An 18,172-nucleotide genomic window follows, 5' to 3' on the forward strand; every position below is an offset into this window, starting at 1 on the left:
AGTAAATTCGTTTCGTAGTTGTATTTAACACAAGCATTTCCTTGTGTAACTGTGTTAAGTCCTTGAAGTTCTATAGTTTTATGTCTAGCTTTATAGAAGTCTTCTTTCCATACAAAATGATCATTATATAACGTATGCTGAGCTTTGAATAGTTTCTTAGTGCCAAAACATGATTTTACTGCACTTGTATTAAGTCTTGCAAGTTTTTGTTTTTGATAACCTATACCACGCTTAATCATATTCAGTTTATTAGTTAATCTGATAATTTTTTTTATGACAAGAGCATGTTCAAAATCGTACATATTATATATAATTGTTTTATTTTTATAATTTGCCTCAACAAAAATTTTATCATCTGACATATAAAAATAGTATGGTCTATAATACTTATTTTTGGGGAGACTTTTACTATTTTTAATAGCCTTAGATATATCGATAATATGATTATGAATCTTACTCCAAAATTTAATTTTATTAGTCAAATCTTTAACAGATTTCTCTCTATGATTAATGTTCTGCTTTAAATCATCTATGTACATTTTGTTTAATTCAATATTAGAAGATTTATTCCATTTAGCTTCGCAAGCAGCATAGTTTGTATAATAAGTATTAAGATTAAACATATTTTTAATAGTTAAATGAATACTCTGAGAAAGATCTTTCTCATGATTGTAAACAAGAATTGAATAAGCTTTAATTTTAGCTTCATTACCAACATACAATATATTCGATAGATTGTTGAGATTTTCAAAGCTGAGCTTATCTTTATATATTCTTGTAGAAGAATTAGTTTCTATTCTCAAAATATTCACCACCTTTTTTATAATCTCTAATATATATTATGCCGTAATAGATCCTATAATATTAAGTTATATAAAAATAATTTAGCGACAAAATTCATCTCCGGCTACAGAGAACGGAGTCTTCTTTTGCAAATAAAGATAAAAATTAAAGCTATATTCTATTTTAGAATATAGCTTTAATTTTTAAATTTCATATTATGGATAGTTTTTAGGGATAAATGTCAATAATTTAATTGATGTAATAATTCAAAAAAACTTGGGAGTGGTTTAATGTTGAAAAATCTTGATTATGAAAAGATAATAGAAGCTATCTGTTGTGTGAAAGGTATAAAAAGACATGAATCATTAAAAATATTAAAAGATAGAGAATGTAAGTATATATTATTCTTATTATTACAAAAGCATAAATGTAATGACCTTGAAATTGCTTATAAGAATTTTTTGATTTCTGGCAAAAGAGCTGCTAATTATGGATTAAAAAAAGCAGAGGAACGATTTTTCATTAATAAAGAATTTAGAGAGATGTATTTTGAAATAGAAAGTATATTAGGAATATAAATAAAAAAAACAAAAAAACAAAAAAAAGACTGGTGAATGATAAAAAAATGTGATAAGATATTAATATTGTTTTTAAAAAAACCTATACCATTATATTTAATGGGTAATTTCTATTATAAAATTGAAAACGACATTTGTCAAGCTATTTTAAAAATAATTAATATAAACTTTCAAAAATCTTATAGTAATACATAAACAATATTTGAAAAATAAATGGCAATTTACAAAAAGTTATAAAACACAGGAGGAGTTATTATGAGTAGTACTAAGTACATATTTGTCACAGGTGGAGTAGTGTCATCTCTAGGTAAGGGAATAACAGCAGCTTCATTAGGTAGGCTTTTAAAAAATAGAGGTCTTAAGGTTTCTATTCAAAAATTTGATCCATATTTAAATGTAGATCCAGGTACCATGAGTCCGTATCAGCATGGTGAAGTCTTTGTTACGGATGATGGTGCAGAAACAGATTTAGATTTAGGGCATTATGAGAGATTTATTGATGAGAATCTAAGCAAGAGTAGTAATGTTACTACAGGAAAAGTATATTGGTCTGTTATATCAAAAGAAAGAAGAGGCGACTTCTTAGGTGGTACAGTACAAGTAATACCACATATAACTAATGAGATAAAAGAAAGAGTCTATAGAGTAGCTAAAGAAAAAGATGTGGATGTTGTTATAACTGAAATTGGTGGAACTATTGGAGATATTGAATCTTTACCTTTTTTAGAAGCTATAAGACAGGCGCAATATGAAGTGGGAAAAGAGAATGTTTGCTTTATCCATGTTACGTTAGTACCATATTTAAGAAAAGCTGGAGAACTTAAAACAAAACCTACTCAACATTCTGTAAAAGAACTAAGAAGTATAGGTATTCAACCAGACATCATAGTATGTAGATCTGAAAAGGAAATATCTGAAGATATGAAAGCTAAAATTGCAATGTTCTGTAATTTAGAAGCTGACTCTGTAATTCAAAATTTAGATGCTGAAAATTTATATGAAGTACCGCTTATGCTTCATAATGAAGGATTAGATACCTTAGTATGTAAAAAATTAAAATTAGATTGTCATGAAATAGATAATACTGCATGGATAGATATGGTTGATAGATTAAAGAATTTATCTGGAAATGTTAAAATAGCATTAGTTGGAAAATATGTTGAGCTTCATGATGCATATATTTCTGTTGTTGAGGCACTTAGTCATGGTGGCCTCGCAAATGATTGCAATGTAGAAATTAAGTGGATAAATGCTTGTGATGTAACATCTGAAAATGTAAGCGAAATATTAGGTGATGTTCACGGAATATTGGTTCCGGGTGGATTTGGTGATAGAGGAATAGAAGGTAAAATTGAGGCAACGAAATATGCAAGAGAAAACAAAGTGCCGTTTTTTGGAATATGTCTTGGTATGCAGTGTGCTGTTATAGAATATGCAAGAAATGTAGCAGGACTAAGCGGAGCTAATAGTTCTGAAATTGATCCAGAGACTAAGTATCCAGTGATAGATTTAATGCCAGATCAAAAGGATTTGGATGAAAAAGGTGGCACTATGAGACTTGGGTTATATGCATGTAAGTTAGCAAAAGATTCAAATGCTCATGAAGCTTATGCAGATGAAGTAATATATGAAAGACACAGACATAGATATGAATTTAATAATGAATATAGAAAAGCAGTAGTTGCGCAGGGACTTTCACTTACAGGAACAAGTCCTGATGGAAAATTAGTAGAAATAGTTGAAATTAAAGATCACCCTTGGTTTGTTGGAGTTCAGTTTCATCCAGAACTTAAATCTAGACCAAATAACCCTCATGTACTATTTAGTGATTTTATTAAAGCAGCTATAGAAAACGATAAGTAATATTAATATACATCCTATAGAGTGGACAAATGAAGAAGTCCATCCTATAGGATGTTTTTTTGCGGAGATTTTATGATAAGTGAAACTTTAGATGGACCTGGCTCGTATAAACATTATAAATACATATTTACTATTTTAAAACATTTATGGTGTATTTGGAAAATAATAAGGTGAGGCGAAAACAAAATGAAGTATAAAAGCATATTAATAGTAGTGATGTCTCTTGTAATGATGTTAAGTAGTTCTTGCAGTCAAAAGGGACCAGATAAAGTTATAAGTAAATATAATATAAAAGCAAAAGAACTTAGTCAACCAGTGGATAAAATAAGCGTCGCCAATAATAAAATGGCTTTTAAAATGCTAAAGTCGACTCTAAGTGGAAATAAAGATATGAACACTATTATATCGCCAATGAGTTTAAGCACTGTTTTGTCTATTACGCAAAATGGAGCTGGTGGTAGTACTAAGGAAGAAATGAAGAAGGCCATCGAATTGTCAGGTGTTGATGATAAAACTATTAATGATGAATACAAAAATATTATAGCAAATTTTAACAGTATAGAAACGCTTAAAGTTAAAATGGCAAACTCTATATGGATTGATAAAGGTACTGAAATCAAGGAAGAATTTAAAAACATGGGTAAAAACTATTATGAATCAGAAATTAGTGATGTAGATTTTTCTAAGAGTAAAACCAAAGGCACTATAAATACGTGGATAGCTAATCATACTGCAGGGAAAATTAAAAAAATTGTAGACGATCTAGATGACAAAACTGCAATGGTCCTAGTTAATACTCTATATTTTAAGGGGGATTGGGCGGTACCTTTTACAAAGGAGAATACTCAAAAGAAGGACTTTAATTTGTCAGATGGTGGTAGTAAAAAGATTGATATGATGAATGGCGATATTAATGTAGAATACTTGAAAGAAAATAATTTTGAAGCAATAAAAATGCCTTATAAAGATAAGAATTTCGGTATGTATATTTTGCTACCCAATGTAAACAGCAGTGTTGATTCATTGATGAAGGAAATGAGCTATGAAAACTGGAATAAGTGGAAAAAACAATTTAAAGCTGAAGTACGTATTGTTGAAATGCCAAAACTTCACATGGAATATGAGCAAGAGCTAAATAAAATGTTAATGGGCTACGGAATGAAAAGAGCTTTTAAGCCTGGGGCAGATTTTTCAAAGATGAGCAAGGATAATGATTTATACATATCGCTTGTTAAACAAAAGTGTTATATAGATGTAGACGAGAAGGGAACGGAAGCTGCAGCGGCTACTGCTGTAATTATGAATAAAACATCATCAGTTAATCCTAGTCAAATGGGAAAATTTATTGTAGATAGACCTTTTATATATGTGATTACGGACAATAAAACAGATTCTATTTTATTCATGGGAAATGTTGCAAAACCTTAAAATGTACATGAATAAGCAATTAATAAAAAATAGACTTAATTGACAATTTTAAATAGAGTGGATTAAAATTATGAAATAGGATATAATTAACACAATATATCATTTCAAAAAATTCATTGGATAGTATACTCGTTTTAAATTTCCATGATATTTATAAAATAGATATTACATATGAAATACCCTTCGGAGGTGCAGATTTTGATAAATAAAGATTTCGAAAATATGACAGTAGTCGAGCTAAAGCAGCGATGTAAAGAACTTGGTATTAAAAATATTTCTAAACTTAAAAAAAGTGAGTTAATTGAAGAGATAAACAAGACATCACAAGTTTCTATGCAAAAAGATGGTGTAATTTTAAGAGAAAAGATAAGTCCCAAAAGCGCTTCTACAGTTGAAGATAATAGTATAGACAATTCAGAAAAACATATCGAAACTAAGCCAGTTCAAGTTACTAAACCTATTTTGAATGAAAATATTGATACAGGTTTTAAAAATCAAAATGAAAATAAAAAAGAACAATTGCAAGAAATGATAAATGAATCAGGGTCGGCAAGAGGAGTTCTCGAAATAATTGAAAATAATAGTTATGGTTTTCTAAGAGGACACAATTATCTATCAGGTTCTGATGATATTTATGTTTCACCATCTCAAATTAGAAGATTTAATTTAAAGACAGGTGATGAAGTAGAAGGTAAAGTTAGAACACCTAAGGAAGGCGAAAAATTTAAGGCTTTATTATACGTACTAAAGGTAAATGGAGAAAATCCAGAGAGAGCAGTAGGTAGAAGACCTTTTGAAAAGTTAACGCCTATTTATCCAACACAAAGGCTGGTACTTGAAACTAATGCAGCTGATTTATCTTCAAGAATGATGGATATTATTTCTCCTATAGGTAAAGGACAAAGAGGTATAATTGTAGCACAGCCAAAAGCAGGAAAAACGACACTTCTTAAAAAAATCGCTAATAGTATCTCTATAAATCACCCGGAAGTAAAATTAATAGTTGTTTTAATAGATGAAAGACCAGAAGAAGTAACTGACATGCAGAGATCTATTAAAGGCGAGGTTATATATTCAACATTTGATGAAGAACCGGATCATCATACAAAAGTAGCTTCTATGGTGCTTGAAAGAGCTAAAAGAATGGTTGAACAAGGCCAAGATGTAGTTATATTACTGGACAGTTTAACTAGACTTGCTAGAGCTTACAATTTAACTATAACACCTTCTGGAAGAACTTTATCTGGAGGACTTGATCCTAGTGCACTTTTGATGCCAAAGAAATTTTTTGGAGCGGCTAGAAATATTGAAGAGGGTGGAAGTTTAACTATACTTGCGACAGCACTCGTAGAAACAGGAAGCAGAATGGATGATATGATTTTTGAGGAATTTAAGGGAACTGGTAATATGGAAGTTCACTTGGATAGAAAACTTCAAGAAAGAAGGATATTCCCAGCTGTTGACATCTACAAATCAGGGACAAGAAGAGAAGATTTATTACTTACAAAGATTGAGATGGAGACTATATATAATTTAAGAAAAATAATGTATAGAGAAGGCAATGCTTTGGGCGTAACGGAAAAACTTCTTAATTTATTATCTACGACTAAGAGTAATAAGGAATTTTTAGAAATGATAAATAAGAATTTTGAATTATTAGCTAGATAATATTATTTAAACGGCATATAAAAAGATAGTATAATTATTTTATCTTATTATATGCCGCTTATTATTTTATGAATGAAAAAATGGAAAAGATAATTAAATCTTTTCCATTACTATATTATTCTACATCTTCATTTTTTATGTTAAATTTCTTCATGAATCTATCAACTCTTCCACCGGCATCAATATTCTTTTGCTTACCAGTATAGAATGGATGGCAATTAGAACATACGTCTACTTTAAGTTCTTGTTTAGTAGATCCTGTAGTAAAAGTGTTTCCACATGCGCATTTAACGATTGTATCGTGATGATATTCTGGTTGTATTTCTTTTTGCATATTTTTCACCTCTTTTTAAAATAAATATATACCCGTATTGTCAACTATTCAATTTTATCATATAATTAATAATTAAGTCAATAAGAATAAAATTATTTTTTTACTTTATTATATAGTATATATTTGATAAAATATATATGGTTATAATTTTTATTTGAATTAACTGTAATTTTAAGAGGCGGTTGAATAAACTGGAGGTATAAATATGTACGGACCAAAAAATCATGGCTGGGTGGAAGTTATTATAGGACCTATGTACAGTGGAAAATCTGAGGAACTTATACGTAGAATAAGAAGAACTAAAATTGCAAAGCAGAAAGTACAGGTTTTTAAACCGGAAATTGACAATAGATATAGTAAAGACGATGTGGTATCTCACTGTGGAGAAAAAGAAGAAGCCGTTAGGGTTAAGGATAGCTTGCAAATATTAGATCTTTTAGATGCTGATACACAAGTTATTGCAATCGATGAGGTGCAGTTTTTTGACAAGGGCATTATAGATATAATTACATCACTTGCTGATAATAACAAAAGAGTTATATGTGCGGGACTAGATATGGATTTTAGAGGTGAACCTTTCGGACCTATACCTGCTCTACTCGCAATAGCGGAATTTGTTGATAAAATTCAGGCGATTTGTGTAGTGTGCGGTAATCCTGCGACTAGAACTCAACGTCTAATTAATGGGAAACCAGCTAAATATGAAGATAAAATTGTATTGATTGGCGCTACGGAGTCCTACGAAGCAAGATGTAGAAAGTGTCACATTGTACCTAAAGAGGGGGCGTAACTATGGCTAAAAATACGAGCGTCGGAGGCCAAGCAGTAATTGAAGGGGTTATGATGAGAGGCCTTGCAGGAATTGCAACTGCTGTGAGAACTGAGCAAGGAGAAATCGTAGTTGAGAAAAAAAGTTACACATCATATACTAAAAAGAACAAATTGGTAGGGCTACCTATAATAAGAGGATTCATCTCTTTAATTGAATCATTAATTATAGGTATAAAGACATTGAATTATTCAGCTTCTTTTTTTGAAGAGGAAGGTGAACCTTCAAAATTAGATAAATGCATACAAAAATTGTTCAAAGAAAAAAGTAATGATGTAGTTATGGGGATATCCCTTGTAATTTCTTTGGCTCTATCTGTAGGATTGTTTTTTATTGTGCCAACCTTTGTGGCTAATTTGTTTAGTAAATTAGGTACAAGTACAATGGGTATGAATATTGTAGAGGGAATTATTAGAGTTTTAATATTTTTGTTATATGTGTATCTAATAGGAAAAATGGAAGATATTAAGAGAGTGTATGAGTATCACGGTGCAGAACATAAAACTATATTCTGTTATGAGAACGAAGTTGAATTAACTCCAGAAAATGCAGCTAAATTTGGAAGACTGCATCCGAGATGTGGAACAAATTTTTTGTTTCTAGTTATGATAGTTAGCATTATAGTGTTTTCTTTAACTGGTTGGAACTCAATTGGAGAAAGAATAATGTATAGAATTATATTACTTCCTTTCATTTCAGGCATAAGTTATGAAATTATTAAATGGATGGGGAAAAGCAAAAGTAACTTAGCTAAAATTCTTGCATACCCAGGACTTAAATTACAAAACTTAACCACAAGAGAACCAGATTTATCTCAATTGGAAGTGGCAATAAGGGCACTTAAGGTTGCAGAAGGAATTGCAGATTGATTAGTATAAAACATAGAAATTATGAATAATACTTACATGAAATGAATGGAGGTTGTGAAAAATTAATATAAGCAATGAAAATACTATACAGGAAGTGCTTTTAGAGTCATATGAAATTTTAAAAAAGGTCAATATTGAAAGTTATTTGTTAGATTCACAACTTTTACTTGGTAAAGTTTTAAAAAAAGATAAATTGTTCATAATGATTAATAGAGACATTAAGATTAGTATAGAACAAGAAAATGAATTTTTTAGGTTAATTCAGATTAGAAAAAATAAAATGCCTATAAAATACATTCTTGGCGAGTGTGAATTTATGGGTATGGATTTCATAGTAAGGCCGGGAGTCCTAATACCGAGGCCTGATACTGAAATTTTGGTTGAGGAAGTAATTAAACATGTAAAGGAAAAAGGCCTCACGCAAATATGTGATGTTTGTACTGGAAGTGGAGCTATTGGTATATCGATAGCTGAGTTTGTTAAAGAAGTCATGGTAACGCTTTATGATATATCAGAAGAGGCTTTAACTGTTGCAAAGCTAAATATAGAAAGGTTTAAATTGTCTAAAAGAATTAATATAGAGCACAGTGATTTGCTACAAGTAGCGATAAATCAACATATAAAATTTGAAATAATAGTTTCGAATCCGCCATATATAAGAAAAGAGGTTATACCTACTCTAATGGATGATGTAAAGGGTTATGAACCATTTATAGCATTATGCGGTGGGGAAGATGGTCTTGATTTTTATAGGAGAATTACAAAAGAAAGCATATTAGTTTTAGAAAAAGGTGGACTTTTAGCTTTTGAAATAGGATATGATCAAAAGGAAGCAGTTACAGATATCTTGCTTAAATCAGGATTTAATAATATAGAATGTATTAAAGATCTATCGGGAAATGATAGGGTTATTAAAGCTACATTAGTGGATTAGTTATCTAGCGGAATAGTTGTTATAAGAGGGAAATAATTGGATAGAAGCAATTTGTATATTGCATCTGATTATGATATAATTAACTAATGTGAAAATATATATACGGAGTGATAAAAAAATGTTAGATAGACTTGATTTTACGGAAAATAAATATGATGAACTCTCAATAAAAATTGGCGATCCATTGGTTATTGCTAATCAAAAAGAATGGCAAAAATTATGTAAAGAACATGCTGGACTTGAAATAATTGTTATAAAATATAGAATATATAAAAAAGCAAAACAAGATTTAGAAACAAATAAAGAAATGCTTAAAGAAGAATCTGATAAAGAAATGAAAGATATGATTCAAGAGGAAATTAAAGAATTAAACGAAATTAAGGAAACAACGCAGGAAGAATTAAGAATTTTACTTTTGCCTAAGGACCCAAATGATGAGAGAAACGTATTTGTGGAAATTAGAGCAGGTGCTGGTGGAGATGAAGCCGCACTGTTTGCAGCAAATCTATTTAGAATGTATACAAGATATGCAGAACGTAATAGATGGAAAGTTGAAGTTATGAGTGCTAATGAAACTGATATTGGCGGATTCAAAGAAATAGTATTTATGATAAAAGGTGAATCTACATATAGTAAATTTAAATACGAAAGTGGCGTTCATAGGGTTCAAAGAGTACCAGACACAGAGTCAGGTGGAAGGATTCATACGTCTACAGCAACTGTAGCAGTTTTACCTGAAGTTGATGATGTAGATATTGAAGTTAGTGCAAATGATTTAAGAATAGATGTGTTTAGAGCATCTGGTAATGGAGGACAATGCGTTAATACAACAGATTCAGCAGTAAGAATGACGCATATTCCAACAGGACTTGTAGTTTCTTGCCAGGATGAGAAATCCCAGTTAAAGAATAAAGAAAAAGCTCTAAAGATACTTAAATCCAGATTATTTGACAGAGCTGAAGCTGAGAGATCAGCAGGAATAGCTGAAGAGAGAAAGAGTCAAGTAGGTACTGGCGATAGAAGTGAGAGAATAAGAACATATAATTATCCACAAGGCAGGATAACAGATCATAGAATCGGGTTAACTTTGTATAAATTAGATGCTTTTCTTGATGGAGATATAGATGAAATGTTGAATAGTTTAATAACTGCTGACCAAGCAGAAAAGATGAAAGCAATGGGTAATAATAACTAAAGTATTATTATGAGTGAAAGGTGAAATTATGAATATAAATAAAGCCATTAGAAAGCAAAAAAAAACTTATAAAAGGTTTATGCTATCAATGTGCTTTATTTTTGTTTTATTACCAATTGTACTGATGATATCAAATATTATGAGTATGTTTTTTATAATTTATTTGATTTGCATAGAGGTAATGATTACTTTTGTGTTAATTCTTAGAATTAATGAAGAATATATTGATTTCAAACAGAATGGTTATAAAATTAGTATATGGTGTGGAATAGTAAGAGTTAAATTTATAATTATATGTAAAAAAGTTGATTTAGTGCATACAGAAGGTCATGGTAGGAATTTGAAAATTATCATAATAACAAAATCCGGGTTTAGAAATAAAAGAATTCGTCCTGTGGATATAAATTTTTTTATGAAATACCCTTATGTAGCTAAAATGTATATTGAAATTAAGAATCAAAATCCAGAAAAAACATATTATTATTTTATAATTAGTAATGGTGGATTTAGAAAATATAGTTTATTAAATGATTTATATAAAACTTGTAACCAAGCAGTGTTTTCAGATGATGCTATAGAAAATATAAAAGAATATAGAGATTAAGTGTTTCTAAAACTAAGAGGTGTAAGGATGGATACAAAGATTGTGATTTTAGATGTAAATAATATAGCGCAAGATACAATTAATGAAGCCGGTCTAGTTATAAAAGAGGGGGGATTAGTTGCTTTCCCCACAGAAACGGTTTATGGCCTTGGAGCGAATGCCTTAGATAAAACTGCTGTAGAAAAGATTTTTAAGGCTAAAGGTAGACCTCAAGATAATCCACTTATTGTGCATGTAGCTAATCGTAATATAGAGACCCTAGTTAAGGAAGTGCCAAATATAGCTAAGGAAATAATGAGTAAATACTGGCCAGGACCAATAACATTAATTTTCAATAAGTCTGATTTGATTCCAAGTACTACAAGTGCGGGACTTGATACTGTAGGCATACGTATGCCATTAAGTGTTATTGCAAGAAAACTTATTGAAGCAGCTGGAACGCCTATTGCGGCTCCATCAGCTAATATATCTGGTAGACCGAGTCCTACAGAAGTAGAAAGTTGTATTGAAGATTTAAGTGGGAAGATAGAATATATTTTAGGCGGGGAGAAAAGTCAAATAGGCATTGAGTCAACAATAGTTGATTGTACATGTACTCCACCTTGTATACTTAGACCAGGAGCTATAACTATTGAGATGCTAAGAGAGATAGATGAGAATATATATATTGATAAGAATGTAATGTCTAAACCAAAAAAAGATTTTAAGCCTAAAGCGCCTGGTATGAAGTATAGGCATTATGCACCAAAAGCCCCAGTAAAAATTATATGTGGAGACATAGAAAAAACTATTGCAAAAATCAATGAAATAGTGCAAACTAATATGGGTAACAAAAAAGTAGGGATTATTGCAACTGACGAAACTAAAGATAAATATCCTTTTGGCACTGTTGTTTCTTTAGGAAATAGAAAACAGTTAGAGACTGTTGGTAGAAACCTATTTGAAGTTTTAAGAAGTTTTGATGCTATAGATGTAGATTTAATATTATCAGAAGCCTTTGAAGAAAAGGGTCTCGGATATGCTATAATGAATAGGCTTAAGAAATCCGCAGGTTTTGATATAACTTACGTATAGGTAGATAAAACTTATAATTTGTATGTATTTTAGGAAAATATAAGGAGGATGACTATGGATATATTATATGTTTGTAATGAAAAAATGGAAAGAAGCTATATTTTGGAAGCTGTTTTCAATAAAATATGTATTATAAACAAAATAGTCCCCCAGGTTAGTAATATTTTATTTTCTTTAAAACAAATTAATAGTTCAAAAAATAATGTGTATTTATTATTTGATAAGATATGGAAGATAGTAGCATTTGAATAATTTATTTGAATGATAATATCTTCTTTTTTTGTAATATTATACATCATAGCAAAAATATTTTGGAGGTGCTTTACAATGAGGATAGCATTGGGTAGTGATCATGGTGGTTTAAGCTTGAAAAAAGAAATAATTAAACATTTGAAGAGTAAAAATATTGAGGTAACAGACTTTGGTACTCATACTGAAGATTCTTGTGATTATCCGGATTATGCACTAAAGGTTGCACAAGAAGTAGTAGCAGGAAACTTTGAATTAGGAATACTCGTATGTGGTACAGGAATTGGAGTAAGCATTTGTGCTAATAAAGTACCTGGAATACGGGCTGCGCTGTGCGCTGATACTTTTAGTGCCCATGCTACGCGAGAGCATAATAATGCTAATATACTTACACTTGGAGAACGAACTACAGGAATAGGATTAGCCTTAGACATAGTAGATACTTTTATTAATGCTAAATTCTTAGGTGAAAGACATCAAAGAAGAATTGACAAAATTACTGAAATTGAAAAAAAATACTGTAAATAAAATATTAGGAGGAAACACATATGAGTAAAGTAACACAAATTACACACCCACTTATACAACATAAATTGGCATACATAAGGGACAAAAACACAGGTTCAAAGTATTTTAGAGAATTAGTTGAAGAGGTTGCTATGCTTATGGCTTACGAAGTTACACGTGATATACAATTAGAAGAAGTAGAAATCGAAACTCCTATTTGTACTACTAAATGTAAAGTTCTATCTGGAAAGAAAATGGCTATAGTACCTATACTTAGAGCAGGTCTTGGAATGGTTGATGGTGTTCTTAAACTTATACCAGCAGCTAAGGTTGGACATATAGGAATGTATAGAGATGAAGAAACACTTCAACCAGTTGAATATTTTTGTAAATTGCCTCAGGACATTAGTGAAAGAGATGTAATTATCACGGACCCTATGATTGCTACAGGAGGATCTGCAATGGATGCAATTTCAGCTCTTAAGAAAAGAGGAGCAAAGAACATAAGACTTATGTGTCTTATAGCAGCACCTGAAGGAATTAAAGCTATTAGTGACGCACATCCAGATGTAGATATATACGCAGCTTCAATTGATGAAAAATTAAATGAACAAGGATATATTGTACCAGGTCTTGGAGATGCTGGAGACAGATTATTTGGAACTAAATAATCAGTTTTAGGCAAATAAACAAAAGGTAAAAATAAAAAGCAACTTACAGAAAATTTTCTGTAAGTTGCTTTTTATTTTGGTATATATAACAGTATGACTTTTCTCGGAAGTGATTCCAAATAAGAAGTGCAGAAACATTGAAAGTTGATTTAGAAATTCTTGTTTGGCAAATATAAAATTCTCGTGAGACTTCCTGGAAGGAAGTCTAGCGAACCGGCTGTAAGCCGAATGTGAGTGTTAGATAATTTTATATTTGCAAAACATTAGAATTTTTTAATCAACTTTCACGTTCCAAGCTCTTATTTGGAGTGATGAAGGGAAAAGTCATATGATATTATCTTATTTGAAATATCTAGTAAGTAATCCTTGGAATGCGCGACCATGACGAGCTTCATCTTTACACATTTCATGTACTGTATCATGTATAGCATCATAGTTAAGTTTTTTAGCTAAAGTAGCTAAATCTTTTTTACCTTGACAAGCGCCATGTTCTGCATCAACTCTCATTTCAAGATTCTTCTTAGTATCACCTGTTACTACTTCTCCAAGCATTTCTGCGAATTTTGAAGCATGATCAGCTTCCTCAAAGGCAATTCTTTTATAAGCTTCTGCGACTTCGGGGAAACCTTCTCTATCAGCTTGACGACTCATTGCTAAGTACATACCGACCTCAGTGCATTCTCCAACGAAGTTAGCTCTTAATCCTTCAACAACTTCAGCGTCTACTCCTTTGGAAACTCCAACTTTATGCTCATCTGCCCATTCCATCTCACCTTCAGTTTTTTCTATAAATTTATCACTTTTAGCTCCACAAACAGGACAGACATCAGGTGCAACTTCCCCTTCATAGATATATCCACATACTGTACAAACAAATTTTTTCATATATATTTCCTCCTCGTATTTTTTTGAGTAAGACTACAATTATAAATTGTATTCCCTCATATATTAGTTATATAATTTACTAAGTAGAATCAAAATTAGTGTTTATCTTTGCTACAATTACAACTATACATCAACGGATAACAATTATCAAGTAAAATTTAATATCTTTTAAAAAACAGTTCGGGAATATTCGACAATTAGGTTAAATTAGAATATCTTCAATGCCGTTTAAATCTTTTATTTGAAATAGATTCTTATTAAAATCTATTAACCCATCATTTTTCATATTAACAAGTTCTCTTGAGAGAGATGGGCGTTGTACGCCAAGATGCTCAGCGAGATTTTTCCTTGACATTGGCAGTACTAGTTCTAAATTTTTTTGAATTTCATATTGAGATAATAAATAGTTAGATATTTTTTGTCTTAAAGTTTCAAAAGATAGTTCTTTAATTTTTCGATTTAACAGAAGTATTTTGCTAGATAATAATTGCATGAAATTATTCAATACTATGGGATAGGAGCTACACATAGATATAACATCTTTTTTTGAAATATAGAGTATTGTTGAACCAATGGATGAGATTATAGTAGCGGGATATATATTTGTCTCTGAGAAAGCTATTGCTTCACCAAAAATTTTTCCTTTATTTAATTTTGCTAGGGTAACAATCTTTCCACTAGCGTAATGTTTTTGAACCTCTAGTTCACCTTCAATCACAATTCCTAGTGAGTCACAGATATCTCCCTCGAGTGCTACTATAGATGTGTGATAATCATCACTATTTTTAGTGTTATCGGAAATTGAATAGTTTATACTTATAATTAAATTTTGAAGCTCTAGAGAAGTTAAACCTTTAAATAAAATACAGTGTTTTAAATTGTTTACTAAATTATCCATCGAATCACCCTTAAATTTTTATTTTGGTAACATGAGTTACATATTATTATAGGTAATTTTAATATAATTAGCCTATACAGTCAATCGAAAAGTTAATTAGTAAGCAAATATATATTTAGAAATTTAGGAGGTTTTAAAATGAAAAGAAATATCATTAATATAGATGAGAGTAAATGTAATGGTTGTGGATTGTGTATAAATGCATGTCATGAAGGAGCTATGGAGCTCGTGGGTGGTAAGGCTAAATTAATAAGTGATGAATATTGTGATGGATTAGGTGATTGCCTGCCGGAATGCCCAGTTGATGCTATTAAAATAATTCAGAGAGACGCTATGAGTTATGATGTTGAGGCTGTTTTAATTAAAAAGGAGCAAAGTGATAACAAAGAAGGTAAGAAGAGTGATTTACCTTGTGGATGCCCTGGTACAATGGAAAAGTCTATAAAAAGAAATACAAGTTCTAATTTGGTACAAGCAAAAGTTAGAGTAAACACGAATGTAGAAGAATCAGCAACTTCAATGTTAAATCAATGGCCGGTACAGCTAAAGTTAGTTAACTCAAATGCGGAATTTCTAAAAGGGGCAGATATATTAATTGCTGCAGATTGTACTGCATATGCTTATGGAAATTTCCATAAGGAGTTTATTAAAGGGAGAATAACTTTAATAGGTTGCCCGAAACTTGATGATAATGACTATTATAGAGATAAAATTGCTGAAATATTAGAAAATAATGAAATTAAGAGTATTACGGTTATTAGAATGGAAGTGCCCTGTTGTGCTGGTATTGTTTTTTCTGTAAAGGAAGCTATGCTTAAAGCTAGAGTAATAGTTCCATACAAAGAGATAACTATTGGTATAAACGGAGTAATAATATAGTTTGGTTTTAATTAATTATAAAATCATAACTAATATAGGCTTAAGCCCGCTTAGAAAAGCATATATTACACAACTGTAATAATATATGCTTTTTTTTACTTTATAGTAAATTAACATATATAGTTTATCAAACACTTTAAATTTTTATTGTTTTAGTGTAAAATAATAGTGATTGATTATTAGATTATAAATTTTATATTTGATTTTTTATCTAAATAATTAAAATATATTATATGAGGTATAATTATGAAAAGAATTGACAAGCATAATTATTATTTGGATATATGCGAAACAATATCTGAGCGAGGAACTTGTTTGCGTAGGAATTTTGCAGCTATTATAGTGAAAAATGATGAGATTATGTCTACCGGATATTCGGGAGCACCTAGAGGAAGAAAAAATTGTTGTGATTTAGGCGTATGTAGAAGAGAAGAGTTAAAAGTTCCAAGAGGGACAAGATATGAACTTTGTAGATCGGTACATGCAGAGCAGAATGCAATTATATCATCAAGACGAAGCGATATGTTAGGAGCAACGCTTTATTTGGTAGGTAAAGAGGTAAGTAGCGGTGAATTAGTTGAAAATGCATCCCCATGTTCTTTATGTAAAAGATTTATAATTAATGCAGGTATAGAGAAAGTTATAATTAGAGAAGATAAAATACAATATAAAATAGTATTTGTACAGGAATGGATAGAAAACGACGACTCAATTCAAGGTGATGGTGGATATTAATTATGAAATCTTGTAAAGTAAAGTTAACTATTAATTTCATAAGTTTTAGTTTATATTTATCAAATAAAAACACCGTTTTTGTGAAAGAAAGGTCTTTTTATGAGTGATAGATATGTTTTAGCAATTATTACAGCTTTAATTTCTGCTGTATTTACACCTTTAGTTAAGAAATTAGCAATAAGGGTTAATGCCATTGATATCCCCAAAGATGCAAGAAGAGTTCATACAAAACCTGTACCAGTTATGGGTGGACTCGCCATATATATAGCTTTTGTTTTAGGAGTGATTTTATATAATGGAATTTTAACGACCTCTCAAACGGGTATAATCATTGGCGCGACTGTAATTGTTATTGGCGGAATTATTGATGATATTAAAGATTTAAGACCTAGATATAAACTCCTTATACAAATTATAGCGGCTATATGTTTATTGATGTCAGGTGTGAAAATATCAATGATAACCAATCCTTTTAGGGATTTTTATCCTTTTATAAGCATGGGATGGATTAACATACCAGTGACTATAATATGGATTGTAGGTGTTACTAATGCATTTAACTTAATTGATGGATTAGATGGTTTAGCGGCAGGTATAGCATTCATATCATGTGTTACTCTGATGATAGTTTCTATACTTAGTGGAAGGCTCGAAGCTGCATTTTTAACAGCAGTCTTAAGTGGCGCGATTTTAGGCTTTTTACCATATAATTTTAATCCGGCATCTATATTTATGGGGGATACTGGATCTCAATTATTAGGGTTTCTTTTAGCTGCTATTTCAATTGAGGGGGCTATTAAATCTGCGACGGCTTTTGTAATTGCGGTGCCAATTTTGGCGTTTGCATTACCTATTTATGATACACTTTTTGCTATGATAAGACGAAAAGTTCATGGAAAGCCTATGATGCAAGCAGATAAAGGACACTTGCATCACAGGCTATTGGCTATGGGCCTCAGCCAAAAACAAGCAGTTATTATCATGTACTTTATAAGTGCTATTCTAGGTGGAATTGCTATCATAGCTATGCAAATGAGCACACAAAGGGCATATTTTTTATTAGCAACGGTAGGAGTTGTTACTGTTTTAGTAGCATGGAAATATGGTATATTTGATCAAAAGGAGTAGGTTATATATTATTGTGTAATTTTGTAGCTTATAGGTGATAATAAATTTAATTTATATAGGA

Annotated in this window: 19 protein-coding genes and 1 pseudogene; 16 read left to right on the forward strand and 4 right to left on the reverse strand. The window is 30.7% G+C overall.

The genetic code is table 11. The features are described 5' to 3' along the window. Positions 1 to 803, reverse strand: a pseudogene (locus tag KPL44_RS18865) (hypothetical protein); the annotation flags it as partial. 270 nt (positions 804 to 1,073) lie between these two features. Here KPL44_RS18865 and KPL44_RS18870 point away from each other — a divergent pair. The 4 genes from KPL44_RS18870 (at position 1,074) to rho (ending at position 6,320) form a co-directional block, all read left to right on the forward strand. Then, positions 1,074 to 1,361 (forward strand): ribose-5-phosphate isomerase, encoded by a 288-nt coding sequence (locus tag KPL44_RS18870; protein WP_216253277.1) that lies wholly within the window; start codon positions 1,074 to 1,076, stop codon positions 1,359 to 1,361. A gap of 255 nt (positions 1,362 to 1,616) precedes the next feature. Beyond that, complete coding sequence (locus KPL44_RS18875; protein WP_216253279.1) at positions 1,617 to 3,224, forward strand: CTP synthase; 1,608 nt, start codon at positions 1,617 to 1,619, stop codon at positions 3,222 to 3,224. A 186-nt stretch (positions 3,225 to 3,410) separates the two neighbouring features. Then, positions 3,411 to 4,652, forward strand: a complete 1,242-nt coding sequence (locus KPL44_RS18880) for a serpin family protein (RefSeq protein ID WP_216253281.1) — start codon at positions 3,411 to 3,413, stop codon at positions 4,650 to 4,652. A gap of 198 nt (positions 4,653 to 4,850) precedes the next feature. Continuing rightward, positions 4,851 to 6,320, forward strand: a complete 1,470-nt coding sequence (gene rho, locus KPL44_RS18885; RefSeq protein ID WP_216253283.1) for a transcription termination factor Rho — start codon at positions 4,851 to 4,853, stop codon at positions 6,318 to 6,320. A gap of 115 nt (positions 6,321 to 6,435) precedes the next feature. Here the strand turns inward: rho and rpmE are convergent, their stop codons facing one another. Then, entirely contained in the window at positions 6,436 to 6,654 is a 219-nt protein-coding gene (gene rpmE / locus KPL44_RS18890; protein WP_151553952.1) for a 50S ribosomal protein L31, read from the reverse strand. Between the two features lie 205 nt (positions 6,655 to 6,859). On the opposite strand from rpmE, the gene KPL44_RS18895 reads away from it, so the two are divergent. From KPL44_RS18895 to upp, 9 genes are all read left to right on the forward strand, one after another. Next, the gene (locus KPL44_RS18895) at positions 6,860 to 7,444 is read left to right on the forward strand and encodes a thymidine kinase (RefSeq protein ID WP_216253284.1); all 585 of its coding nucleotides are present in this window, start codon (positions 6,860 to 6,862) and stop codon (positions 7,442 to 7,444) included. Between the two features lie 2 nt (positions 7,445 to 7,446). Next, a complete protein-coding gene (locus KPL44_RS18900; protein ID WP_216253286.1) occupies positions 7,447 to 8,352 on the forward strand; it encodes a DUF1385 domain-containing protein in 906 nt (301 codons plus the stop codon). An 85-nt stretch (positions 8,353 to 8,437) separates the two neighbouring features. Continuing rightward, complete coding sequence (prmC, locus tag KPL44_RS18905; RefSeq protein ID WP_216253361.1) at positions 8,438 to 9,286, forward strand: peptide chain release factor N(5)-glutamine methyltransferase; 849 nt, start codon at positions 8,438 to 8,440, stop codon at positions 9,284 to 9,286. A 118-nt stretch (positions 9,287 to 9,404) separates the two neighbouring features. Then, positions 9,405 to 10,481 (forward strand): peptide chain release factor 1, encoded by a 1,077-nt coding sequence (prfA, locus tag KPL44_RS18910; protein WP_216253289.1) that lies wholly within the window; start codon positions 9,405 to 9,407, stop codon positions 10,479 to 10,481. Between the two features lie 28 nt (positions 10,482 to 10,509). Next, complete coding sequence (locus KPL44_RS18915) at positions 10,510 to 11,085, forward strand: hypothetical protein (RefSeq protein WP_216253291.1); 576 nt, start codon at positions 10,510 to 10,512, stop codon at positions 11,083 to 11,085. Between the two features lie 27 nt (positions 11,086 to 11,112). Beyond that, positions 11,113 to 12,159 carry an L-threonylcarbamoyladenylate synthase gene (locus KPL44_RS18920; RefSeq protein ID WP_216253292.1) on the forward strand — a complete coding sequence of 349 codons (1,047 nt, stop codon included), beginning with the start codon at positions 11,113 to 11,115 and terminating at the stop codon, positions 12,157 to 12,159. Between the two features lie 54 nt (positions 12,160 to 12,213). Then, entirely contained in the window at positions 12,214 to 12,411 is a 198-nt protein-coding gene (locus KPL44_RS18925; RefSeq protein WP_216253294.1) for a hypothetical protein, read from the forward strand. 75 nt (positions 12,412 to 12,486) lie between these two features. Continuing rightward, positions 12,487 to 12,936 (forward strand): ribose 5-phosphate isomerase B, encoded by a 450-nt coding sequence (rpiB, locus tag KPL44_RS18930; protein ID WP_216171529.1) that lies wholly within the window; start codon positions 12,487 to 12,489, stop codon positions 12,934 to 12,936. Positions 12,937 to 12,956: 20 nt separating this feature from the next. Next, the gene (upp, locus tag KPL44_RS18935) at positions 12,957 to 13,586 is read left to right on the forward strand and encodes a uracil phosphoribosyltransferase (protein ID WP_171297718.1); all 630 of its coding nucleotides are present in this window, start codon (positions 12,957 to 12,959) and stop codon (positions 13,584 to 13,586) included. Between the two features lie 339 nt (positions 13,587 to 13,925). Here upp and KPL44_RS18940 read toward each other — a convergent pair whose 3' ends face one another. After that, on the reverse strand, positions 13,926 to 14,471 hold the full coding sequence (locus tag KPL44_RS18940; RefSeq protein ID WP_216253296.1) for an NADH peroxidase: 546 nt from the start codon (positions 14,469 to 14,471) through the stop codon (positions 13,926 to 13,928). A gap of 202 nt (positions 14,472 to 14,673) precedes the next feature. After that, positions 14,674 to 15,369, reverse strand: a complete 696-nt coding sequence (locus tag KPL44_RS18945) for a Crp/Fnr family transcriptional regulator (protein WP_216253297.1) — start codon at positions 15,367 to 15,369, stop codon at positions 14,674 to 14,676. Positions 15,370 to 15,507: 138 nt separating this feature from the next. Here KPL44_RS18945 and KPL44_RS18950 point away from each other — a divergent pair, with 138 nt between their 5' ends. From KPL44_RS18950 to KPL44_RS18960, 3 genes are all read left to right on the forward strand, one after another. Next, complete coding sequence (locus KPL44_RS18950; RefSeq protein ID WP_216253298.1) at positions 15,508 to 16,248, forward strand: ATP-binding protein; 741 nt, start codon at positions 15,508 to 15,510, stop codon at positions 16,246 to 16,248. Between the two features lie 246 nt (positions 16,249 to 16,494). After that, positions 16,495 to 16,983: a deoxycytidylate deaminase gene (locus tag KPL44_RS18955; protein ID WP_216253299.1), complete on the forward strand. Its 489-nt coding sequence runs from the start codon at positions 16,495 to 16,497 to the stop codon at positions 16,981 to 16,983. A gap of 99 nt (positions 16,984 to 17,082) precedes the next feature. Further along, complete coding sequence (locus KPL44_RS18960; protein WP_216253300.1) at positions 17,083 to 18,111, forward strand: MraY family glycosyltransferase; 1,029 nt, start codon at positions 17,083 to 17,085, stop codon at positions 18,109 to 18,111. Positions 18,112 to 18,172: the final 61 nt, after the last annotated feature.

This window comes from Clostridium sp. DSM 17811, assembly GCF_018861905.1.
GTDB lineage: Bacteria > Bacillota > Clostridia > Clostridiales > Clostridiaceae > Clostridium_AD > Clostridium_AD frigoriphilum.